The sequence below is a fragment of the Paenibacillus sp. FSL E2-8871 genome (assembly GCF_038000345.1).
Taxonomy (GTDB): domain Bacteria; phylum Bacillota; class Bacilli; order Paenibacillales; family Paenibacillaceae; genus Paenibacillus_AQ.
In genome coordinates this window covers 975,082-999,544 of record NZ_JBBOBV010000001.1, presented here as the reverse complement: position 1 = coordinate 999,544, position 24,463 = coordinate 975,082, and the positions used below count along the sequence as shown (strand labels likewise).

17 protein-coding genes are annotated in these 24,463 nt (G+C 43.0%); 2 read left to right on the top strand and 15 right to left on the bottom strand.

Translation table 11 applies throughout. From position 1 onward, the window contains the following. Positions 1-17: 17 nt before the first annotated feature. The 9 genes from NYE25_RS04730 to NYE25_RS04695 form a co-directional block, all read right to left on the bottom strand. On the bottom strand, positions 18-2,291 hold the full coding sequence (locus NYE25_RS04730) for a glycoside hydrolase family 3 protein (protein WP_341145250.1): 2,274 nt from the start codon (positions 2,289-2,291) through the stop codon (positions 18-20). Between the two features lie 36 nt (positions 2,292-2,327). After that, on the bottom strand, positions 2,328-3,641 hold the full coding sequence (locus NYE25_RS04725) for an MFS transporter (RefSeq protein WP_341145249.1): 1,314 nt from the start codon (positions 3,639-3,641) through the stop codon (positions 2,328-2,330). Positions 3,642-3,808: 167 nt separating this feature from the next. Continuing rightward, positions 3,809-6,340: a GH39 family glycosyl hydrolase gene (locus tag NYE25_RS04720; protein ID WP_341145248.1), complete on the bottom strand. Its 2,532-nt coding sequence runs from the start codon at positions 6,338-6,340 to the stop codon at positions 3,809-3,811. Positions 6,341-6,482: 142 nt separating this feature from the next. Next, the gene (locus tag NYE25_RS04715) at positions 6,483-8,336 is read right to left on the bottom strand and encodes an ABC transporter ATP-binding protein (RefSeq protein WP_341145247.1); all 1,854 of its coding nucleotides are present in this window, start codon (positions 8,334-8,336) and stop codon (positions 6,483-6,485) included. Continuing rightward, the gene (locus NYE25_RS04710) at positions 8,323-10,062 is read right to left on the bottom strand and encodes an ABC transporter ATP-binding protein (protein WP_341145246.1); all 1,740 of its coding nucleotides are present in this window, start codon (positions 10,060-10,062) and stop codon (positions 8,323-8,325) included. The genes NYE25_RS04715 and NYE25_RS04710 overlap by 14 nt, the downstream gene beginning before the upstream one ends. An 11-nt stretch (positions 10,063-10,073) precedes the next feature. After that, the gene (locus NYE25_RS04705) at positions 10,074-10,559 is read right to left on the bottom strand and encodes a nitroreductase family protein (RefSeq protein WP_341145245.1); all 486 of its coding nucleotides are present in this window, start codon (positions 10,557-10,559) and stop codon (positions 10,074-10,076) included. Continuing rightward, on the bottom strand, positions 10,546-10,929 hold the full coding sequence (locus NYE25_RS04700; protein ID WP_052404285.1) for a hypothetical protein: 384 nt from the start codon (positions 10,927-10,929) through the stop codon (positions 10,546-10,548). Before NYE25_RS04700 ends, NYE25_RS04705 begins: the two co-directional genes overlap by 14 nt. A 191-nt stretch (positions 10,930-11,120) precedes the next feature. Continuing rightward, positions 11,121-11,411, bottom strand: a complete 291-nt coding sequence (locus NYE25_RS31250) for a hypothetical protein (RefSeq protein ID WP_405176747.1) — start codon at positions 11,409-11,411, stop codon at positions 11,121-11,123. A gap of 106 nt (positions 11,412-11,517) precedes the next feature. Then, on the bottom strand, positions 11,518-12,162 hold the full coding sequence (locus NYE25_RS04695) for a formylglycine-generating enzyme family protein (RefSeq protein WP_341055652.1): 645 nt from the start codon (positions 12,160-12,162) through the stop codon (positions 11,518-11,520). 231 nt (positions 12,163-12,393) lie between these two features. Between NYE25_RS04695 and NYE25_RS04690 the strand changes: the two genes are divergently transcribed. Together NYE25_RS04690 and shc are read left to right on the top strand one after the other, a co-directional pair. Next, the gene (locus NYE25_RS04690; protein ID WP_042188137.1) at positions 12,394-12,840 is read left to right on the top strand and encodes an OsmC family protein; all 447 of its coding nucleotides are present in this window, start codon (positions 12,394-12,396) and stop codon (positions 12,838-12,840) included. A gap of 128 nt (positions 12,841-12,968) precedes the next feature. Next, positions 12,969-14,861 (top strand): squalene--hopene cyclase, encoded by a 1,893-nt coding sequence (gene shc, locus NYE25_RS04685; protein ID WP_341145244.1) that lies wholly within the window; start codon positions 12,969-12,971, stop codon positions 14,859-14,861. A gap of 391 nt (positions 14,862-15,252) precedes the next feature. Here shc and spoVB read toward each other — a convergent pair whose 3' ends face one another. The 6 genes from spoVB to NYE25_RS04655 form a co-directional block, all read right to left on the bottom strand. Then, entirely contained in the window at positions 15,253-16,809 is a 1,557-nt protein-coding gene (gene spoVB / locus NYE25_RS04680; RefSeq protein WP_341145243.1) for a stage V sporulation protein B, read from the bottom strand. A gap of 321 nt (positions 16,810-17,130) precedes the next feature. Further along, positions 17,131-19,920, bottom strand: coding sequence for a glycoside hydrolase family 3 C-terminal domain-containing protein (locus tag NYE25_RS04675; protein WP_341145242.1), 2,790 nt, complete (start codon positions 19,918-19,920; stop codon positions 17,131-17,133). A 188-nt stretch (positions 19,921-20,108) separates the two neighbouring features. After that, a complete protein-coding gene (locus NYE25_RS04670) occupies positions 20,109-21,590 on the bottom strand; it encodes an Lsa family ABC-F type ribosomal protection protein (RefSeq protein ID WP_341145241.1) in 1,482 nt (493 codons plus the stop codon). Between the two features lie 317 nt (positions 21,591-21,907). Then, positions 21,908-22,408, bottom strand: a complete 501-nt coding sequence (locus NYE25_RS04665; RefSeq protein ID WP_341145240.1) for a DinB family protein — start codon at positions 22,406-22,408, stop codon at positions 21,908-21,910. A 308-nt stretch (positions 22,409-22,716) separates the two neighbouring features. Then, entirely contained in the window at positions 22,717-23,265 is a 549-nt protein-coding gene (locus NYE25_RS04660; RefSeq protein ID WP_340969360.1) for a CueP family metal-binding protein, read from the bottom strand. Between the two features lie 179 nt (positions 23,266-23,444). Then, positions 23,445-24,311 (bottom strand): SDR family oxidoreductase, encoded by an 867-nt coding sequence (locus tag NYE25_RS04655; RefSeq protein WP_076299027.1) that lies wholly within the window; start codon positions 24,309-24,311, stop codon positions 23,445-23,447. Positions 24,312-24,463 lie beyond the last annotated feature (152 nt).

The window sequence follows — 24,463 nt, the reverse complement described above, 5'->3', positions numbered from 1 at the left end:
TTTCCGCAGAACGGTTCTTATTTCCGGTAATTCTTCGTTCTTTCATCCTCTATAACACCATTCCAATTCATTCCAAAGGCAAAATCATATACATTTCCTTCTGAATCCGCATGACATTCCATGTCATGTGCCACATCTTCCAGCTGCTCTTCTACCGTTTGCATACCTGATGGCATTTGTACTGGGAGCAAGCCCGAAGGCTCCTCGGCACCCGTTAACACCTCCATAAGTGCTTGATCCTGTAACCCAAAGTTAACAAGTATAGCATCAGCCTCTCCCTCAAATTCGGCAACAACCGAAGGATTGGACAGTAACATCGACACAATTACCGGTTTGTCTTTCATCAGCTTGCGAGCTTCCAGGACACGATCCAGATCGCTCTCATTATGCGTAACAACGGTTTTTCCTTTATAAGAACGGTTAAGTACATCGTTATCTCGCGCATCTCCAGCTAAGCTCTGCTCCCGAGCATGTTCCGCAGTGTACGGTCTATATTGCAAGCTAATGGGCACATAGCCGTTACCGCCTTGCTCAGAATCTTCCTGACTAAAGCCTACTCCTGATTTAGGACTGCTTATGAAGACAAGAGCAAAGTCTGCTTTTTCCGGCTGATCTGTCACATAATAATATTTAGACACAACATCCAGGTTCACTGGATATTCTGTCTTTTCCGGCGTTGGGTTGCCGAACCAATCCTTTCCTGCTGGAGTATAACGCTTCGGAACATATACGGTTTGTTTCGCTGCCAACGGCAATACCCGATTTTTGTTCTTCAGCAGCACGATCGACTTCAGCTGTGCTTCATAGCCTGATTGCATAAACTCAGGATTCCCAACAATTCGAGCGCTCTTCTCAGGCTTCAAATACGGGTTCTCGAAGAGACCCAGACGGAAAATATTAAGTAGAAGCCGAACAGCTGACCGCTCAAAACGATTCCGCATCCATACCTCTCCATGCTCAGCTACTCCCATTCGGTATGCTTCAAGGACTGGCTCCATCTCATTATTGCCGCCGAATTGGTCAACGCCTGCCATCAAGAGCTTGTAATGCCGTTCTGCGACGGACATACCCTCTACGCCCCAAGGTTTACCACTGAGAAAGGAATCCTTACTATCTGATTCGTCTGCTGTAATGAGCCAATCTGTGCACACAACGCCATCGTAACCGTATTTTTCCCGAAGCAGATCGGTAATAAGATAGGAATTATAAGAGTTTCCGACATTCTCCCCGTTCACTTGATCTTGATCTGTAGATATTGTGTAGTATGGCATTACCGCTGAAGCCTGCTTGGTTGGACCATCCAGCTTAAAAGCTCCTTCTGTAAAAGGAATAAGATGTTCTTCAAAGTTACCGCCCGGATAGACGGCATACTTGCCGCAAGCATAATGTGCATCCCTTCCGCCTTCCCCGGAACCACCGCCAGGCCAGTGTTTTACCATAGCGTTCACGCTGTCATATCCCCAACCTTCGTTAATCTCCCTGTCATCTTCCGAGCTCTGGAAGCCGTCGACATAAGCCTTTGCCATGTCAGCAGATAACTTCGAATCCTCGCCAAAAGTGCCGTTAAAACGAAACCATCGTGGATCTGTAGCAATATCGATTTGCGGCGATAGCGCCGTCCCTAGACCAAGTGCACGATACTCACGTGAGGCAACTTGCCCGAAACGATAGGTGATCTTCGGATCGAAGGTTGCCGCAAGGCCCAGCGTCTCCGGCCACATGGAGATTTGCCCACCAGCGCCAGCATTAAACTCTGAATTAGAATCTGAGCCATGGCGTGGGTCGGAGCTGTTGTTGGCTGGAATCCCAAGGCCGGTTCCTTCTGCAAATGCCTGCACCTGGTTGTTCCACAGGGCAGCAATTTCCGGACTTTCCACGGTGGTCACCAGAATATGTCTTAGATGGTCCTGTGCCAGAAATGCTAATTGTTCATCGGTAAGCTCCCATGGCTTAGCTCCGCTCTCCTCATAGGATTTACCGTTATATGTTCCTGAGAACCAGCTGCTACTAAGTGCTGGGATGGATTGATGACGACTATACAGCATGAGTCCAGCAATTTGTTCAATACTCATTTGTGAAGCTAGATCTTCAGCCCGCTCTTGCGGCGTCAATCGCCAGTCCTCATATTTATCCAGCTTGCCATTACGATTCAGATCTTTGAAGAACAGTCCGTCCTGCTCGAGAATCTGCACTCCAGAATCAGGGGAATAACCCAAGGTTGGACCGCCCTTATTGCTTACGTAAGAAATGGTATGAAGGCTTTTAGTGTTAATAGTCTCTCTCTGATTCATATGGTTTCCCTCCACTGTTTTCTTGTTTGTTTTTTCTTAGACCAGATTGGCTTTTTGTGATTGCGCTTCGACAGCTGTTAGTTCAGCAGTTTGAGCACTTTTCTCTGTTCCCACTTCTGGAAGTGGCTTCACTGCCAGCATACCAAGTATGGTGCAGACGGCAAGGAAGATATAAAAGAAGGTCCAGCTGCCAATGCCTAACAGCACAGGAGCGATTGCTGGAACAATGGACTGTGGCAAAGCATTAGCTACGTTCATAATCCCGAAGTCTTTGGCTGAATCCTCTTTACTTGGAAGAATGCGTGCAACGAGTGCCATATCTACGGCTGAGAAGCAGCCAAATCCCAATCCGATCACTGCAGCTCCGGCAATGTAGGCCGGATAACTTGGCACAAAGGCAAACAACAGAACCCCAATAGCAATGATGAACCCTGAAACAATCAGGAATGGTTTTTGCTTACCAAATTTATCTGACAACACCCCACCGAAGATACTTGTAATTGCAACACCCACTAGCATAACGATATTAATCGTAGCAACCTTTGCGGTGGCCAGCTCTTCCGTAAGTCCCATCCGGTTTACCAGCATGACTGTGAGGTATAAAGTGCTACAATATCCCATCATGATCAGGAACTTGGATACGAAAGCCCAAGAAAATTCCGGGAATTTACGTGGACTAGGAAAAATCGTACTCAGCTTCTTACCCAGCGATATTTGATTATGTGTCTTGGGAACAATTTCTACTTTACCTTCTTTAATAATCAACGTACTGAGAAGTGGACCTATGATACCGATTACACCTAGCAAAAGCCACTTAATTTCTGAAGAAACTGAGGTCATCACTGTCATCATGATCATCCCTACCGTCATAGCGATTGGAATAGTGAGACCGATTAATCCGGAGATTGTCCCTTGTTTCTCCTGAGGTACTTGGTCTGGAATAAGCGCTGTATAGGCTGCCATCCCTACATTGAAGAAAAATTGTGCGACTGCCCAGCTAATCATGATCTGCCAAGGCTCTTTGGCGAAACCAGTACATACCAGCGCAGCACAGCCAACTAGTGGACCTAGGATAATCCACGTGCGCCGCCGTCCGAACGAAAGATGGGTTCGGTCACTGAGTGCACCGCCAATCGGATTTCCGATAAGAGCAAAGAATGCACCTATTCCTGCAACCAGTCCATAGGAAGAGGTATATCCATTCGGATCCACTTCAATCATTTTAAAGGTCAGCAGCAAGGTGGCAGGTGTCATCAGTGCCAGCATCATCATGCCGTAACCAAGCAGAATACCAAAGGTCAATCTACGAAAAGGGGTGTGAACCTGCCCTTTAATCGATTCTCCAGTCATTGTAATTCCTCCTCGTCCTTTTAGAAAACGTTTACAATTTGATTATAAAATAAACCACCTCTTGGAGGAGAGGTGGTCAATTACACACTTTTAGGTTCATTTTTAATCTAAATGAAAGCGCTTCAATATCATTCATCAAGATGAAGCTTAAAAATTGACTCATTTTCTCAAAACAATGGAGTCAGCTCAATGAGCTCTACGCTATGAGGTTCCATTCTAATAACAACAGAAAGCTCTTCACCTACTTCAAGAAGTTGAATCTGTCTACCTGGAAGAGAGGCAGCTTTTAGATAAGCAGTGTCCTCTGCAGTCAGAACGGGTGGAGCCCCCATTTCTACCCACTTGTCAAAGCTGCTGCCATGTGCCCTGTTGATCGTATGATTCACTTGCTTATATCTGCCAGATGGTAATCCAGTTAAAGCGAGCTCAATTTTAAGAAGCCTCTCGTTTTTGAAGCCATTATAACGACTAGTAGGTGTAATGAATGAAGTATCACCAAGCGCGTACAAATCATCAAAATGACAGTAATTATAAGCCAAAATCTGATAACCACCTCTTCCAGCTGTCACGATATAACCCTCTTCATGTGCGACTAGCCGATTCCCCAGCTTAGCGAGCATTTCATAGGCATTCATAGCCGCTTTCGGAATTCCATACTGAGCCATAAGTCCAAGTCCACCATGAAATATCCGGGATGAAGCCGCTGTTTCTTCAATATTGTCACTCAGTACCCAATATCCGAACCCACTGATGCTGTCGAGATTTTCGATGATATTTTTTACGATATATGCAGCTTTATATAATGTGTCATTGGTCAGTTCACGATGAAATGCCGTTGAATTCCATTCGGTTAAATATAACTCTTGTCCGTTAAGTCCCAACTCAGCGAGCAGTCCGATTTCACGCTCCAGTGATTCCTTCAAATAATCGGGGTTTGGGGACACTTTGTTGAACCCCTCTACTGTAAGTGGAGATATTTCTTTTTCACTTAATCGTTCTTTAGGCTCCCAATTTTTACTAAGCAGATCATCCATGTCCTCATGCGGATAAAAATGTAACGGGATAAAGTCTGGAAGACAACCCCGTTCTTTGCAGAAAGCGAAAAACTGTTCACAAAATGCATTGGAATTCAGAGTAATAATTCTACCGGGAGCGCCAATCTGAAGGTTCGGAGAGATGGCTTTGAGGGTGTCGAACGTTCGGGCATACAATTCGTTGTACGCTTCTTCCGTCGCAGGCCAGAACAAACCATATTCCGGTTCGTTCCAGAATTCAAACTTCCAGCTTTCCACCTCTTCAAGACCGTACCGATTGAGACAATGGCGAATAAACCGATCTACCAATTCACACCAGCGGTCCATGGATTTAGGCGGACTCACGTAACTCTTTTTATAAAACACATGTTTACTGCTGTCTGCTGCGAGATCAAAAGGCATAAACCCCAGTTCTATAAAAGGCTTCAAGCCGATCGATAACAAAAAATCAAACAACTGATCTACAAAGCGAAAATTATAATGTGCCTGCCCTTCGTGATCCTCCTGGTACACCATCATTGAATCATCAAAAATTCCATGAAAACGCAAATAGCGAAACGGACACCACTCTTGTACATATTTCAAATGAGCTTGTACATCACTTTGAAGTCCTTCATTTGCTTTACTAATCGTAATGATATTTTTCCAGCTATGCTGGATTTGCCGCTGAATCCTGTCTAATGGAATACTCGCAGATAGCTGAACAACCGCATGTACGGGTTCAAGCTGGTGCGACTGACTACGCCGCAGGAATTGCCGAACAATACCCAGTGCGCTGGATTGATTAAATGCTAAGTAGCCGGAAGCAGAACCTTCCTGTTTCGCATGAGTTTGAGGTCGATATTTTTTGCGATATTCATGTGGTGTAATATGATATCGGCTTTTGAATGCAGCGTAAAAAGATTTTGCGTTTGGAAAGCCCTGCTCAAGTGCCAGCTCAGCAAGCGAATGCTCTTGATCTCTTAAAAGGGCTTCTACGGTATTTTTTAAACGAATGCTGGTTAAGTAAGTCTGGAAGTTGACCCCAATGTTCTCGCTAAAAAATTTGGACAAATACGGCACCGACAAATACTCTCGTTCTGCGATTGTCTGCAGCGACACCGGGTCTTTATAATGTTCATCTATATAAGTGATGATGCTCATCATTCGTTCCATATATTTTATATTCATCGCTTCACCGGAATTTGGCAGCTTGAACTGTTTGACCAAAACAGAGAATAACCCAAGCATACGTGCTTCCATCCCCAGTTCATAGGCTTCTCCGCCTTTGTACTTAAGTTGTACCATTTCAGCCATGAGCTGACGCATGTTATCTAAGCCATTTTGCTTCTCAGGACCGACTTCAGCAGAATAACATTCAAAGCTGATCTTCTCCACATTGTGGATATGCTGCTTAAGATAGGTTGTTGGGATTTGAAAGGTAGCGATGATATTCTGATCTAATCCGATAACTTCATGCACGTAACACTGGTTAATGAGTAGCATATCGCCTTCTTTAAGCCTATATTGACGGTTTCCGGTCGAAACCTCTAGATTGCCGGACAGCACAAAAATCAGCTCCACACTCATATGCCAGTGATTCGGCACAAAGTTGACACTATGTAAAGAAACATCAAACGGTAGTTTGCCTTCGGTCTCAAGCTGTTCATAGCTGGAATGGCTCAAATAATCACTTCCTTGTTTACATTATCTTGTAGTAGCATACAATGTAGCGTTTCGGCGGTCAATTCGATGGTCTGTGGTCACCTCGCTAATAAAAAAACACTGATCCAAGTCAGTGTTTTTTCACAGCCATACAAATGTTTCTTTAAATCGCTCGTTTGAACTGGGTATTGTATAACTCGTAATAGGCGCCCTGCATCGCAAGAAGCTCCTCATGACTTCCTTGCTCAGCAATTCCTCCACCCTGGATCACGAGTATGCGATTGGCGTCCTGGATCGTACTAAGCCTGTGGGCGATTACAAAGCTTGTTCGACCCTTCATCAAATTCTTCATTGCTTGTTGAATGTGCATTTCCGTACGTGTGTCCACGCTACTGGTTGCTTCGTCAAGAATTAATATGGCAGGATCAGCTAAAATTGCGCGAGCAATCGTTAACAGCTGGCGCTGGCCATGACTCAGATTACTGCCTTCTGCATTGAGGAGGGTCTCGTAACCATGCGGCAATCTTTTGATAAAAGCATCCGCATTGGCTAGCTGAGCCGCCTGCTCAATCTCTAGATCGGTCGCATCGAGTCGGCCAAACCGAATATTCTCACGAATCGTTCCCGAGAATACATGCGCATCTTGCAGCACCATCCCTAGTTGACTACGAAGTGCGTTTTTATCCAGCTCTCGGATGTCGCGACCATCAATTCGTATGGAACCGCCATTCAAATCATAGAATCGGATCAGCAGGTTAACGATGGTTGTTTTACCTGCTCCTGTTGGGCCAACGAGTGCAATTTTCTCCCCAGGTTTTGCTTCAAACGTAACGCCAGACAGAATCGGGGAATCCGCTTTATAAGCAAAAGAAACGTCCTGAAAAACAACCTCCCCTGTTAATCTTGGGAGATCCTCACTTTCTTCATCCCCGTATTCGGACGGCATCTCCAAAACCTCAAACACACGCTCTGCACCGGCGATTGCAGATTGAATTAAATTGTACTGGTTAGCAAGATCAGAAATGGGTCTACCGAACTGTTTGGAATAGGTAAGGAAGCTAACGATTATACCAACCGTAGCCATGTTATGGAAAGCCATCCAGCCCCCAACCCCGGCAATGATCGCAAAACCAAGGTTATTAATCATGTTCATCACGGGTCCTACTAATCCTGATACGATTTGTGCCTTAATGCTGACCTTATTCAGTTCTCCGCTTATTTTTCGGAATCGTTTAACTTCTGACTCTTCCCTACTGTATTGTTTGACCACCTTTTGTCCGCTGATGGTTTCTTCGATGAACCCGCCAAGTTCACCTAAATGTCGCTGCTGATTTCTAAAATAAGTGCGGCTTAAACCAATGATTTTTCGACTAGCCAATAATACGAGCGGGATCGTGATTAATGAGACTACAGTCAACGGAACGTTCAGCATTAACATAATAACGAGGGAGCCGCTTAATGTTATCAAACTATTTAACAATTGGGTTACACTCTGATTGAGTGTGCTGGATACGCTCTCTATATCGTTAGTTGCCCGGCTCATCAATTCTCCGTTAACCCGAGTGTCAAAAAATTTAATGGGCAGCTGCTGATACTTGCTGAACAGATCACGTCGCAGCTCAAAAACAGTATTCTGCGAAACAGATGTCATGACGTATGCTTGCACCCAGGCAACTACACTGCCTAGCCCATAAATGCCAATAAGGAGTATGCAAAACCGAATAAGACCCTGATAATTGTGTGGAATAACCGCAGTATCAATCGCTTTACCGATGAGATACGGTCCGATCAATGAAATAAGTGCATTCAACACAGTAAATACATATACAATGATTAACCCGAACCGCTGACGATTCAAATAAGTCCAGATGCGTTTAAGCGTGCTCGCTTGATTTTTGGCGCGCACGATTGGCACAGCGCCGCCGCGTCCGGGGCCAGATCCCGGTCCTATTCCTGTTCCGAATCCGCCTGGTCTATGGATAGGGGGAGTGTTCATGCCGTTGTCATGCTTTGACATAAGGAACCTCCTCCCCTTTCATCTGTGATTTCCAGATGTCTCGATAAATTTCACTGCTACTCATTAGACCATCATGTGTACCTTGTACAGCAATTCGGCCGTTTTCTAGAATTAAAATGCGGTCCGCATCAATCACAGATGTGACACGCTGAGCAATCATAATATTAGTGCTACTACTCAGCCGTTTTTTTAACATTTGCCGAATTCGCGACTCTGTCGCCGCATCAAGTGCGCTAGTACTGTCATCCATAATAAGAATTGTTGGCTGAATTAACAACGCCCTTGCAATCGAAAGCCGCTGCTTCTGCCCACCGGACAAGTTGATGCCTCGTTGGCCAAGCACTGTATCATAACCCTGTGGCAGCTCTAAAATAAAATGGTGCGCTTCAGCAGCTTTTGCTGCTTGTTCCACTTCTTCATCCGTAGCCTCCGGTCTGCCATATCGGATATTATCACGGATTGTTCCGCTGAACAGAATGGCTTGCTGCATAACGTAACCGATCTTGCGACGTAAATGTTCCAAAGAAATTTGCCGAGTGTCGGAACCATCAATTGTGATTGATCCAGAAGATACATCGTAAAGGCGTGGAATGAGGCTCACCAAGGTTGATTTACCAGCGCCTGTGGCTCCAAGGATGGCTACAGTTTCACCTGGCTCAGCAGTGAAATGGATGCCATCTAACACGAGGTTCTCATCCGCAGGATCATAGGCAAAGGAAACGTTGTCAAATACAATTCGACCGTTTTGTAGCTTATCTTTTTTAGCTTCGGTTACGTCTGTAATCTCGCTGATCGTAGAAAACACTTCATTCTCCCGATCTGCGGAGACCTTTGCACGCGAGAAGAATGTGAGCATATTGCTCAACATCAGCATAGACATCAACAATTGGGTGATATAGTTAATGAAGGCGATTAGCTGACCGACCGGCAGCGAGCCGTTCCAGCTCTGCAGCCCACCAAACCAAAGAACAGCTACGATACTAGCATTGAGCACAAGCATCATGAGCGGCATATTTAACGACATTAATCGCACCGCTTTTATCGCAGTTTCTGTGTAATCCTTATTAGCTGTATTAAACCGTTTCTGTTCATGCTTAGCACGGACGAAGGCTTTGACTACACGGATACCCGATAAATTTTCCTGTAATACTGTGTTGACGCCGTCTAATTTGACCTGCATTTTCTTGAACAAAGGGAAAGAAAGTCGAATCAACCCATATAATATTGCAACCAGCAATGGCACGGCAACGACAAGGATAAGGGTCAGTGAAGGACTAATCCGTATAGCCATTATCAAGCTGCCGATTAATAGCAATGGAGAGCGAATATTCCGCAAAATCATCTGAACAAAGGTTTGTAGCTGTACCACATCGTTTGTTAAACGAGTAATCAACGAGCCCGTCTTCAATTGGTCCAGATTCTTGTTTGAGAATTTCTGAATATGTTCAAACAGGTTAATCCGTAAATCATTCCCGAAATTTTGTGAGGCGATGCTCGAAAAAACGGTGCAGCCCACCCCACCAATTAGACCGACAAATGCTACTCCGAGCATGGTCAATCCCGTCGAATAAATATGTGATAAATCTTTCGTCATAATCCCATGATCCACAATGCTCGCCATTAGTGTAGGTTGAAGCAAATCCATAAACACTTCGAGCATCATCATAAGTGGTGCTAACACAGACCACACCCAATATGGCCTTAAGTAACTCTTAAGTTTCCACATTCCATCACCTTTTAAGATAAATATGTGATTTTTGATTTCATCGGTGTTCTTGGTTTAGCATTTGGGATTTCCTCCGGATATCCAATACCAAATAGTCCAATCACATCGTAATCTTGCGGGACACCTAGAATTTCACGATTATGAGGTAAAGCACCTAAAGAAGCCCAATATGCTCCAACTCCCACTTCATGTGCAGCTAATAAGAAGTTCTGTGCGAAACAAGCGGCAGCCATAACATTCTCGTCACGTTCAAACGCTGTTGCACCAGGTTTAGATAAGATAGCAAGAACGACAGGAGCGTTTCCAAAATTCGTCTTATGCTTTAATTTAGCTCTAGTCTCAGGCCCGATAAATAGGAGTTCCCAAGGTTCGTTCATACGATGGTTTGGAGCATAACTAGCTGCTTCCAGCCAATTCAATAAATCATCCTCATGAATCGAATCCGCCTTAAATTGCTTAATACTTCTACGGGTTTTTATAAGATCAATGGTTTTCATTTTTTTGATCATTCTCCTCTTTTTTAATTTCGCCAACAGTCTTATCTTCCGGCGTTACTTCATGAATCTGAAAAATATGGATAAACTCTTCAATAATCGCTTCCGTTGCCTTCAATTCACCGCTAATCACTTGCTTGATCGAATCCAGCTCCGGTGTTTGCAGCTGCCGCTGTAAAGTGGCTCGATTCACATTAAGCTTTTCCAAAAATGCTAGAGCTCTGCCGCGACGAAAAGTTTGTGCACTTTTTGGGGGACCATCCATAGAATCCATCCCATGTCTGCTCATATGCTCGCGATCTCTATGCTCTCCACGGTCTTTGTGTTCCCCATGTTCTCTATGACCGCGTTTTCCGAAATGTCCATCACGCATATTTACTCCTCCTTTTATTTGTATACATATGTATACGTTTCGTTTATGTATACAAATGTATACGTCGAATTGTTTTCTGTCAAGTTATCTTTTTCATTAGCAAGATCCACAAAGAAAAAACCGCACAGAGTGCGGTCAGCTTAGAGAGATGCTATTCATTTTACTGACCAAGATTTTTTGCTATATCTCAACTATTGATTAACCTTCTTTAATCTTTGCGGCTCCTTAGGATCTAGTTGCTTCCAATCTGATGCATCTCTGTCTGTGAAAATATAATCCGTATCTGGTTCATTAGCAAATCTAACATATACAGGGAACTTCGGCATTGAGCTCAGTTTAGCTTTAATACTCAGTAAATCAGATTCAGAGTATCCTTCAACAGTGATCAAATATTCTCTTAAGTTTTTCTCAAGTGAATTATATTTAAACTGAAGTGCTGCGTACATTCCTAGAACGAGCAGAGTAATAATTACAACGGAGATAGCTACAAACTTTCTAATTCTAGAAGCACCTCCTGTAGTAAGTCTATTTTAGGAACAATCATTTTCTGTGTTAATGTGAATTGATTAATGTAGAGACGAATTAATGTTATAAAGATCGACCAAGACGAAATCCAAGATCATCCACACAAAATGTGGGATGGCTGCGACGACGACAGGTTGCTCCACAGCCCCTGGCCTCTTCAGCCCAGCTGCCTCCTCGAAAAATCCGATAGGAGCCGTACACTTGTTCATCATATAAATCCCAGCACCACTCCCAAACATTCCCCAACATATCATAAAGCCCCCATGCATTCGGTTCTTTCGACCCTACAACATGGAGTTCACCATCTGAATTTTCATTGTACCAAGCTATCTTATCTAGCTCGCCATATTGATAGCCAGTAGTTTCTGCTTTACATGCATATTGCCACTCTGCTTCTGTTGGAAGTCGATAGCCACCCGCTTCCCTATCCCAAATAATATGATCTCCATCGTCACTTATAATATAAGCTTCTTTCAATCCAGCCTTCTGAGAAAGCAGATTACAGAAAGAAATAGCATCATTCCAAGAAACATTCACCACAGGTTTAAGATTTTCGACGGATGACTTCGTTGTTTTTTTAGTAACAATATTGTATAGATCCACCGTTACAGGATTCGGTGCAAGAAGAAATGGTTTTATTTCAGTCTTCCATTTAGTTTTTATTCGATCATCTCTTAACTCTATTGCTCCCCCTAGAATTTTAACCATAGGACTGTTCAAGTAGCGCTCAATTTCATTTGACACTTTATCTCCTCCCCATACTTTTTAACAAAATCCAACTCATGAAGATGTAAGAATCCAAATAATACTAATCAAGTATTGACAAGGTACAAAGAATAGAACTATAATCTAAACAATTCCTAGAAAAATACTATGAATTACATAAAATTCGAAACATCTAATCATAATTGGGTTGTCCAGAAGAAGGAGTGTAGACAAATGCCAAATGTTCAAACTTTCAAAGCAACTGCCCATTTACAAGATGGGGTTAAAGTCATTACAAAAGCAAGACAATTCGAGCTCGTCATCGATGAACCACAAAATCTCGGGGGGACGGATACAGGAATGAATCCTGTTGAAGCTTTGCTTGCTTCTTTAGGGGCCTGCCAATCTATTGTGGCTCGAGTTTATGCTTCCAAATTTGAGGTAGAGCTTGAAGATTTCAGAGTAGATGTTGAAGGTGATCTGGACCTCGATGGATTTTTTAACCGTTCTGAAGTCCGTCCCGGCTATTCAGATATTCGCTATACATTCTACATAAAGACCCCATCCCCTGCCGAGAAGGTCGAAGCATTCGTGCAATTTTTAGAAAGCAAATGCCCTGTGGGTGACACGATTGCTGCCCCGGTAAATCTTAAGCTGAACCGTATCGTGATTGAAAATTAACCGATTGATTAGCTAAATATTATCAAGGGCTGTGAGGTTGCATAAAGCAACTTTACAGTCCTTTTTCATTTCAACCTCTCATCCATCATATAATACTAAAAATGAAGGACCTCGGAGGTACCTAAGGAATGAATCCTATACTGAGCACAGTAGATAATGAGATCGAGCGTTTAACGGCATTCCTGATTGATCAACAGCAGCAAGATGGATCTTGGCACTTTTGTTTTGAAAATGGAATCGTTATCGATGCCTATGTCATCATTCTTTTTCGGATTTTGAACGTACAGAATGAAGCCCTGATTCGACAACTACATGATCGTATTCTTGCTGAGCAACAGTCCGCTGGATTCTGGCAATTGTATAGAGATGAAGAAGATGGTAACTTATCCACCTCGGTTGAAGCCTACTACGCCCTTCTCTATTCTGGGTACAGTAAGGTGACAGATGAGCCGATATTGCGTGCAAAGCATTATATTCAATCCAAAGGAGGAATTGGAAAAGTAACTAGCATCCTAACCAGAGTCATTCTCGCAGCTACTGGACAGAGTAAATGGCCTTTATCGATCTCTTCGATTCCCCTAGAAGTTCTGTTGTTCCCGTCTTATTTTCCTATTAACTATTTTGAGTTCTCTGGCTACTCAAGAGTGCATCTCACGCCTATGCTTATTATGGCCGATCGACGTTTCTCGATCTCAACAGCGAATGCTCCCGATCTATCTGATCTCATAGACACACGCATTGAAGATGCTGAACCCGCTTCCCGTGGATATCATGAGCTGCAGGACGTTATTCAAACTGGCCTAAGCAGACTTCTTGGAAGCCCTCGCTACATTCACGAAGTTGCCCGAACTAAAGCAGAACAGTTTATTCTCCAGCGGATTGAATCCGACGGGACTCTATACAGTTACGCAACTAGTACAATTCTTATGGTGTATGCCCTTCTGGCTCTGGACTATGACCAGCAGCATCCTCTGATTATGAATGCCATTGATGGGCTTACCTCGATGCAATGCCGTTCTGAAAGTAAAACAACAATTCAAAACTCTCCGTCTACGATATGGGACACGGCTCTAATCGCCTATACTTTGCAGGAGGCACAAATTCCCGATCATCATCTCGCGATTCAACGTGCTACTTCGTATCTGCTGACCAGACAACAGCATAAAACTGCTGATTGGAGTATTCATAATCCGGATACGACTCCGGGGGGATGGGGTTTCTCAGAATCTAATACGATTAATCCGGATGTGGATGATACGACCGCTGCTTTACGAGCCATTCGAAGTTTATCAATAACTCAGCCATCCTATCTAGAATCATGGAATCGTGGACTGAACTGGGTCCTATCGATGCAGAATAAAGACGGGGGCTGGCCAGCTTTTGAAAAAAACACCAATAAAGAAATGCTCACTTGGCTCGCAATCGATGGGGCTAAATCTGCTGCTATTGATCCCTCAGAGGCAGATCTAACCGGGCGTACCTTGGAGTATCTCGGGAACATTGCCGACCTTGATACGCGAAACGAATTCATCGGGCGAGGTGTGAAATGGCTGATTCAGCATCAGGAGAAGGATGGCTCATGGTACGGAAGATGGGGCGTTTGTTACATCTATGGGACATGGGCTGCCTTAACAGGATTGCAGGCCGTTGGCCTGCCACTGGAACATGAAACATTGCAAAAAGGAGCGAATTGGCTCATAAGCATACAGAACTCGGATGGGGGTTGGGGGGAATCTTGTCATAGTGATCGGCTTTTGCAGTATGTACCATTAGGCGAAAGTACGCCTTCCCAAACCGCATGGGCGCTTGACGCACTCATCACCATTCAGCCGAAATCAACAGCAGCGGTGGAAAAAGGAATTGAAAGATTAATCATGTCTATTCATGAAGAGGATTGGAAAACTTCTTATCCAACAGGCGCTGGTCTCCCCGGTAATTTCTATTCCAATTATCATAGTTATCGCTATATCTGGCCGTTACTTACACTGAGTCATTTTAGAAAAAAATACGGTCAAGGATAATACTCGGTAATAACTAGCGTAGTCCTGCTTCACTTCTCAAGGTGTCTCATAAAAGCTAGATCGCGCCTTATGTAGTCCTTTTTGGGAATCTAGCTCCCCTTTCCAATACCCCGCTCCGGTATGTATTCATCAGTTCAAACAAAAATTCGTAAAAAACATCAGAGCAGCGATCATCCGTTATTGGAGAATCGTTGCTCTGATGTTATGAACCGGGGGTTGAATACTTTTGTCCGTTACACTTCCTTCTAAATCACCCATCCATTTATAGCTGTACAAAATACAGTTAAACACCTCGCTGCTCCCGTTACCTTCATCCGCCTCCATACTGTTACACAGAGGCTTACATCATATTCGATTTACTTTTTGGAGCATGATACCGAAATATCCCCTTTCAAGAAACAGGCGTAATCGTCGGTGGTTTCGGTGACCGTTCCCAAGCATGGGTTACCTGCAATGTTGCAGCATAGGTGATCAATGAAACTAATAGCGCTCCGGACAGTTCAATAATCTGCCCCAGGTCCATTCGTTGCAGAATACCGTGAGCCGTCATCCCGCAAATCGTCATGACAATTCCTCCCGCGGCCACCTTGAATACAATGCGAAAGTCAAAATAAAATCCGATCGTTCCTGCCACAGACATAAAATTCAGCAGTGTCAGCAGCAAAAGCCCCAGTCCGAACCCTATAGCAACCCCTTCGATGCCAATATTAGAACCGAGAACAAAGATCGCAATCACTTCAAAAATATTCGTAAGAATATGGTTCCACATGACGGTTGATGCTTTCCCCAAACCAAGCAGAATTGCTTGCAGTGGTGCTCCAAAATAATAAAGGAAAAATAAGGGGGCAATCAACCTTAGCAGCTCGCCCGCTTCTGGCGAATGATAGATCAAAGTAGTTAATGGTACAGCCCATAAGTACAGGATGATTGTACATGGAAGACCTACAATAAGTGCGGATCGCATAGCCATATCCATACGACTATGCATAAGCTTGCTATTATTGCTCACACTTGCTTCGCTGATCGCCGGAATTAATGCAGTGGACAACGATTGTGTGAAGAAGCTGGGGAGAAACAACATGGGGAGAGCATATCCCGCTAAAAGTCCAAATTGCTTAGTCGCCATCTCAACCCCCACACCAAACAGGACTAGACTTTTCGTAATCAGCAATGGGAGAAACGCATGATAGAGAGAATGAATAAAACCGCTGCCTGTCATCGGTAAGCCGATGCGCAGCAGATCTCTCAACGTACTGTCTCCTTTGGGTGAAAAACTTGAATTAGGCGGTGGGGTGGGTTTGATCTTCCCTCGATTTGCCCATTTGAAGACAGCAAACAAATAGAGCAAACCAAAACCTTCGCCGATCACGGAAGCCGCCATAGCGCCCGCAGCTGCATAAGCAATCCCATAAGGCAGCAAAACGTTCACAACACCGATAATGACAATGATTTGCGCCAAATTCTCAATAATATCGGAAAAGGCCAGCGGGTTCATGTTCTGTTTTCCACGAAAATAACCTTTTAATACAGCTGACATCGCAATAATTGGAATGATCGGCGTAATAGCGACCATAGCATAATACGCCCGCTGATCGGCTAAAAAAACCGACGCGATCCATTTGGATCCAAATAGAGCCACTAAAGTTAGTATAATACTCAACGTACCCGTAATACTTAAAGATACTTTGAGAATTCGCTTTACTCGCGCTTCATCCTGCTTAACCTCAGCTTCTGAGACAAGCTTTGAAATCGCAACAGGAAGCCCCAGCTCTGTCAGCGTAATAAACAAGGGTAGCAGCGGATGAGCAATCATAAGCAGCCCTACCCCCTCGGCTCCTAAGAAACGTGCCAGCAAAACGCCATTCAAAAATCCGAGCCCTTTTGTAAAAAATGACGACACGGTTAAAATGAACGTGCCACGAATAAAGCTTTGTTTACGCATCCCCATCTCTACGCATCTCCACCTATGGTTTGTCCTGGTCCTACTTTCTAACTTATTCGAACAAACACAAGTACATGCAGACAAGTATTTGTAAAGTATATAATCTGCAAAAAGCCCGACACACCATAGTTGGTATACCGGGCAATTTCCTCATATTCTAGTATCCGATAAAGGAGTTGAAATCCCCCCTCCATACTCATGTGGAGTAGTGGAAATGAAATATATGATTCCCCCGCAACAATAAGTACAACAAAAAAACCGCGAAAAAAATCGCGGTTTTTAGAAATGATTAATATTAACGATCTATCTAACATTAACGCATGACACCTAGTCGATTTTATTGAATTCAATCCAATCGATCTGCAAACCTGGTTTGATGAACTCCAATTTCATATCATAAAGACCTGCTTCGAGTTCAACTTTCACAAGCTTTTGTCTGATCCACTGACCTTCAGTACCATTTGTTTGAATGGTTGTCATCAATTGATCATTCACTGATACATTGCACGCACTTTGAGCCAGCTCAGGTTCCGTTGACATGATATGCACCAGGATACGGTATTGACCAGCCTGTTCCACTTTAAAGCTAGTCGATCCTTCTACGACAGGTTTAACCTGTGGATTCTGTGATAAGGATTGAGCTTGTTCTCCAGTAAGTGAAGGATTAGCTTTAAAAAACTCTACAGTTTCTACAATTTCCTGTTTTCTCGAGAATACAGGTGCATTCATGATAAACTCACAAATGTTTATGGCAGAACGTTGGAGCTCTCCACGGGTTAACGTACCATTTTCCAAGGACTCAATGGTGTTATCATTCCATCCGTTAATTTCTGCACCATAGTTAGGTACAACCATATAGAGGTCGTTTTGTGCACGAACCATCCAATTTGTAAATTTCCGATCTGCTGGTCCGCCATTAACTACATCATTCATGATCGCCCACCAGTCAGTCATTACAATGCCTTTAAAGCCCCACTCCCCACGAAGAATCGTGGTGTTCAAATCATAATTCGAAGCCGCCCAGTGTCCATTAACTGGATTGTAGGAGGTCATTATAGAATTCGAACCGCCCTGCTTCACGGCGATTTCAAAACCTTTCAAATAAATCTCACGAAGTGCACGTTCAGACACCACGGCGTTTACTTTACTACGATGTTTCTCCTGATTGTTACAAGCGAAATGCTTCATCGTAGCGGTTGAGCCGCCTTTCAAAATACCGCGAGTACATGCAGCAGCGAACACCCCAGAGATCAAAGGATCTTCTGAAAAATACTCAAAGTTACGTCCATTAAGCGGACTGCGTCGGATATTAAGGCCAGGTCCAAGCAAGGAATCCACGTTATTTCTTAACAACTCTTGCCCTTCCATAACATAAAGCTCTTCTACCAAATCCGCATTCCAAGTAGCTGCAAGAAGCGTTCCGATTGCAACTTGAGTCGCCTTTGCTCCGCTGTCCATACGAATCCCTGAAGGACCATCAGCTGTACAAGCCACTGGAATTCCGAGATTAAATAAACTGTCACTTACTCCTCCAAATGCAGAAGCCGTGCCCGGTGTAACTAAAGGACTGCTCATCCCTTCACCACGTACAATTGCAGCCAAATCCTCATCACTGAGCTGTGCAATGAAGGCTTCCATGCTAACCTTCTGTTCATATACGTCTCTTAATTTATATCCTTTATTACCTGTTTGTGAGATCGTCTCTGGAAGATTAGTTTCAATTCGCTCAGCCAACGAAATTTTACGTTTAGGAACTTCAACATAAACAATCTCGTACGAACCGTCCGCCTTCTGAGCGCCTGGCATCATTCTCGTAAAGCTTTCTGTAGGCGCGAGAGCTTCTTGCAATTGCTCCACAACTTGAAGAGCTTCAACGACATAGCCGTCTTTACCCTCAACACTGACTGCCACCACTTGTTTAACACTAGTTCCCACATACAAGCGGTACGTACCTTCTTCGAGAACATAGGCAGAAGCATGTCCTGTCACGCCTGCGTCATCATAAGAAGCCATAGAATGTGCTGAGAAACTCACCGTAAGGCGCTGTGCTTCACCTGGTTCAAGAACTTTCGTCTTACCGAATGACACCAGAGCTTTAGCTGGTTTACCAAGCTTACCTTGCGGAGCTTCATAATAGACCTGAACAACCTCTTTACCAGCAAAGGAAGTTCCTGTATTGGTAACGGTTACGCCGATTTCAATGAAAGACTCGCCTTCTTTGGTAATCAATTTGGCTTCTTCTGGCTCGATACTAAAAGTTGTATAAGATAAACCATAACCAAATTCAAATTGAACCTTATCTGGACAAAATGTCTCGAAATAACGATATCCTACATAGATATCTTCCTGATACAAGTTCGTAAATTCATTGCCGTAATTCTGTGTTGATGGGTAATCATTGATGGAATAAGCGATTGTATCCGTCAGTTTACCACTTGGAGTTACCTCTCCAGACAGCACATCTGCAATCGCATTTCCGCCTTCCATACCACCCTGCCATGAATAAATCACAGTTGAAATCGGATATTTATAGCTTTCATCGTTCATCCAGTTCATATCAATAATGTTGGAGACATTCAGGACAACGATTGTTTGCTCAAAATATGTAGTTACCTGCTTCAGCATTGCCTGTTCATCATTTGTTAATTGGTAGCTGCCCGGTGCATCAGCATTATCCTGATCTTCCCCTGCCGTGCGTCCAATTACAAGAATGGCTTTATTCGATTTGTTTCTAGCTTCGGAAACCAATTCATTGCTCAAAGACATTTCCTTCTGATGCCAAGGTTCTGCAGCCCATGCGCCTCCACCATTATCAAATGGATTCTGTTCAATCCACTTTTCATAGACAGCAGCCAGCTCTTCGTTAACTGTAAAGTTCTTCTTAGTGCGAAGACCATCCAATAAATTGGTCGTATAAGTAACATGGACACTACCGCCGGAACCTGTACCACTGCGATAATAATTCACTTGGGATCTGCCAAAAATCGCAACATTATCGCCTTCGCCAAGCGGAAGTACCTGATTATCATTCTTCACCAGCACCGCACCTTCAGCGGCTACTGTCCGGCTATATTCTGCAAAACCTTCTAATGGAATTCCCACATTCTGTGTGCTCAACTTATTTCCTCCTGTTGTTCAATTCTATAGGTTTTTTCTTGAAATCTTCATTCCTTTAACAACATGCTAACAATGCATCTATATCATTATAGTACATTGGAAAACTGGAATATATATAATAATTAACTTTATTAATATAATTATATTGGTCTAGTGGTTTTGAGATTAACTATCTTTGGAAAGAGTTCTTAGTGGAGTTCAACGATTTTCGTAGCAACATTGTTGCAAAATTCCCGATCATGCTCCACAAAAACAAGAGTTGGCGTGTATTCAAGCAACAGCTCTTCAATTTGCATACGTGAAATGACATCAATAAAATTAAGCGGTTCATCCCAAATGTACAAATGAGCTTTCTCACTAAGGCTTTTGGCAATCAGCACTTTTTTCTTTTGACCACCACTATAAGTGAATATGTCTTTATCAAATTGGATTCTAGAAAAATCAAGCTTTCGTAGAATAGATTTAAACAGACTTTCATCGATTCCGTTGTCTCTGGCATAATCCGTTAAATTCCCCTGCAGATTAGAAGTGTCTTGGGATACGTAGGAAATGATAAGCTGATTATCCTTTGTGAGAGTGCCTGTGAAATCTATATCCTCATCACACATCAATTTGATGACACTTGATTTACCTGAGCCGTTTTTACCCGACAGAGCAATACGCTCACCCTGCTCGATAGTGAAGCTTACGTCTGAACATACCTTTTTTTCACCGTAAAAAATCGAAATATTGTCTAGCTCAGCAAGTTGACGTTTATGATAGTCAAGCCGTGTAATCTCTAGGTTCTCAGAATTTTCGATATTTTTAAGAAGCTTAGACTTTTCGTTGATCGCAGAATTTTGTCTTTGCTCAATGGCTTTAGAGCGTTTCATCATTTTAGCGGCCTTGTGTCCAATGTAGCCTTTATCCACCTTTGAGCCGGAATTTCTCGTTCCGTTTTTTGTTTTTTCCACTTCATGTGACCAGTTGCCTGTCCGTTTTGAAGAAGCAGATAAGCGTTTAATATCTCTTCTGAGTTTCTCGTCCTCTGCCAGCTCAAAGTTATCTTGTCTGACTTTATTCTCCCACCAGCTTGAAAAATTGCCTTTTTGAATTTCTATATTCGTCTTATTTATAGACAAAATATGGTCTACACAATTATCAAGAAAAGATCTGTCATGAGAGACCAGAATATATCCACTTTTCGTATTGAGATAATCACTGACCAGCTTTCTTGCCGTCATGTCTAAATGATTGGTAGGTTCATCGATCAATAGGAAGCTATTTTCCTTAATGAATAGAGTGGCTAACAGCACTTTCGTCTGCTCTCCGTTAGACAATGAATCAAAGGGCCGATATAACACATCTTCAGACACCTTTAATAATGAAAGTTCACGCATTAATTTCCAATGAATATAATCCGGAAAAATCTCGCTGATCACATCAATGGTATTAAGCTCCTTGTTATCCACCTGAAAAGGAAAATATTCAAAAGTGACATGGGCAGAAATATATCCGCTGTATTCATATTTTCCGAGTAATAAACTCAGAAAGGTGGTCTTTCCTCTACCGTTTCTTCCGGTAAATCCTAATTTCCAATCAGTATCGATTTGAAAGTTAACATTCTCAAAAATATTATCGTAGCTGCCCTCATAGGCAAAGGTTAGATTTGTAACATTTATTAATGACATATAAGTATCCTCCTGTATGAAAAAAATAAAAGCCACAAGAAAGTTACTTTCTTGTGACTCAAATAAATACAGCAAATCTAGCCCCAAATGGAGTTAGATAAGGATATATTGTTCGAGTGAAAAGAAGTAGTAACTTTCTTGCATACAAAAAATAAAACAAACGAAATAAACCGTTTTTGTTGTTTTATTCATCATGTGTCGCAAGAATAATTACTACACTATACTTTTCAACTCCGATCATTAATTTGTATCCATGTTATCATGCCGATTTGTTTTTTTCAACTTTCCGATCCTTAACTCATTAAGAAATTCATTAATTAGGCGTTCGCTAATTCATCTGCAGAGGGTCCGTAAAGGCCCGGCACTGGTATATTAAGAAGTCGGAAATATACCCCAAGCTGTGCCCGGTGGTGAATCATGTGATTCAAGCCGATGGTTCGAAGCGCGACTGCCCGTGTCTGACGGCGGATAACCGCTGTGCCATTACGCAGTGTCCACTCCGCACCAAGCGTCTCCACATTGCTTTCAGAAATTAATTCTTCAATCTTGCGAGCGCTCATATCGAACTCTTGCAGAACCGCGGCGGGGCTCTCCAGCGCTTCTCGTCGATATGGCACAGATGCCAAATCAAACTCCGAGTGAAGAAGAATGGCTGATTGCCAGTTTAGCAGATTGACGAGATGTGTGGATAGCCCACCGAGACTCATTGACTTTTCGTGTGGTTTCCATGTCATATGCTCCTGCGTCAGCTTCTCCAGCATACGACGCGTACTAGCTAACTCCTGCATAACATCCCCGATGATCAGATCTTTATCCATTCCTCTATCTCCTCTCAAAAATGAAGTACCAACTAAAATTTATCATAGAGAATCACCCTTGAGTTTTTCGACGATACCCTTCTTCAAGGAACACTCCCTATAAAAGCTCGATTCTTGATATCCATTAGATTATACCATTTCCAGGAGGTGGAAAATTACTATAATTAAACTTCACCTTATTCTTACATAGAAAAACCCTCCCATAATTCGAACCTATTAGATCAAGGTTTCATGAAATGGAAGGATTTAAAATGGCAGGTCCGATATGGAATTTTCAGAGGAAGTAGTGACTTCGCTGTCTCTGATGCTTAGATACTCTCTACTAATTGCATGGTCGTAACACATGTATTATCACTCTTAAAAGTGGAAAGTGCGGCTTTCGCTTTTACACCATCCTGTTCAATCGTTACATTATATTTCTTATCACGAGGTAACCAAAGATCAATGAATCCGTTAGATTGGGACTTCATAGTTTGATCCACAATCACATTGCCCGCAGTGTCCTCGACATATACATCAAACATTTGTTCTGTTAATTCTCCTTGGCATCCAGTCAAGCTATGTGTTGCACACGGGTGTGTATTCTTAACATATGGTGCGATGGAAACAAAAAACTCATCTTTGGGTAAGTCATATTTGGTTGATTGATTGTTGCTGTCGGTCACAATAAGCTGCTCTGAAGTGATGGAAGCAGAGAGGTCTTTCATGCTGCTTGAACTATATTCCTGCACTAATTGTTTAACGTTAGATGTATCGGTTGCTGCGGGTGATTTTTTATCATTTCCCCCCACAAATAAAACTGCCCCTAAAGCAACAACAACTACTGCACCAGAAGCCATCCAAATTTTTGTCCTCATTGATATTCATCCCCTTCTCTTCGATTCAATCATTTTCATTACACCATTAGTTCACATATGTTTCCTATTATATCATTATTATTACTTCACGAAACCTTTATCAATGATGTTAAAGATGCACAAAAAAAGGCCCCTTCTGGTTATTCACCGAGAAGAAGCCTTGAATCTTGCTATATTATTTAAGCTTGCAGACTATTTACAAGATCACTGATAACATCCGCTAACGGAGTGACTGGACGATTCAGTACTTTCTCTAGATCGTCACTTTCAATATCCAGCCATCCTTCGCGAATACCACGTTGAATCGCAACAACGAATGGCAGAGCAGCTTCTGGTACACCAACCTCAGCCATGATTTTCGCATAAGCTTCGTCGTCAACTTGCAGCACTTTAATTTCTTTACCTATTACGCCACTTATAATTCCAGTCAATTCTTCTTGTGTTAAAGGCTTGCCAGACAATTCATAGACAGAATTCTCATGTCCTTCCCCAGCTAGAACATTAGCAGCAGCTTCTGCATAATCTCCTCGTGCTGCCCAGCCAACTTTACCACTACCAGCGGAAGTTACCCATGGGGCACCTGCTACGGCGCCTTGGATAGATCCAACCTCGTTCTCCATGTACCAGTTGTTGCGAAGGAAACTGTAAGGAATTCCGGTAGCTCGAATGGCTTCCTCGGTTACACGGTGTACTTCAGCAAGGAACAGCTCACTCTTCTCAGCATGTCCTACGCTTGTATAGGCAATGAATCCAACACCAGCTTTAGCGGCTGAATCAATAGCTGCCTTATGTTGGCGAATCCGAGTCTCGTTATCTCCATCTGAAGATACAATTAGCAGTCGATCCACACCGGCAAACGCTACATCCAATGTTTCCGGCTTATCAAAGTCACCATGACGGACTTCCACACCACGCGCTTTAAGATCACTTGCTTTATCTGGATTCCGGACACTTACTACAAGGTCCCCTGCGGGTACAGTTTTAAGTAGAGACTCTATCACCAATGATCCGAATTGACCTGTTGCTCCTGTTATAGCTATTTTCATTTTAAAATCCTCCTCAAATTAGGATGAATTTCATCCTCTTAATAATCGCTCACCTGTAACTATTGTAGTTACATTAAAAAAAGATGTCAACTCCTTTATTTTTATAGCCTTGACTCATCCTAATAAATACAAACAACCCTCGCGGTATCCGG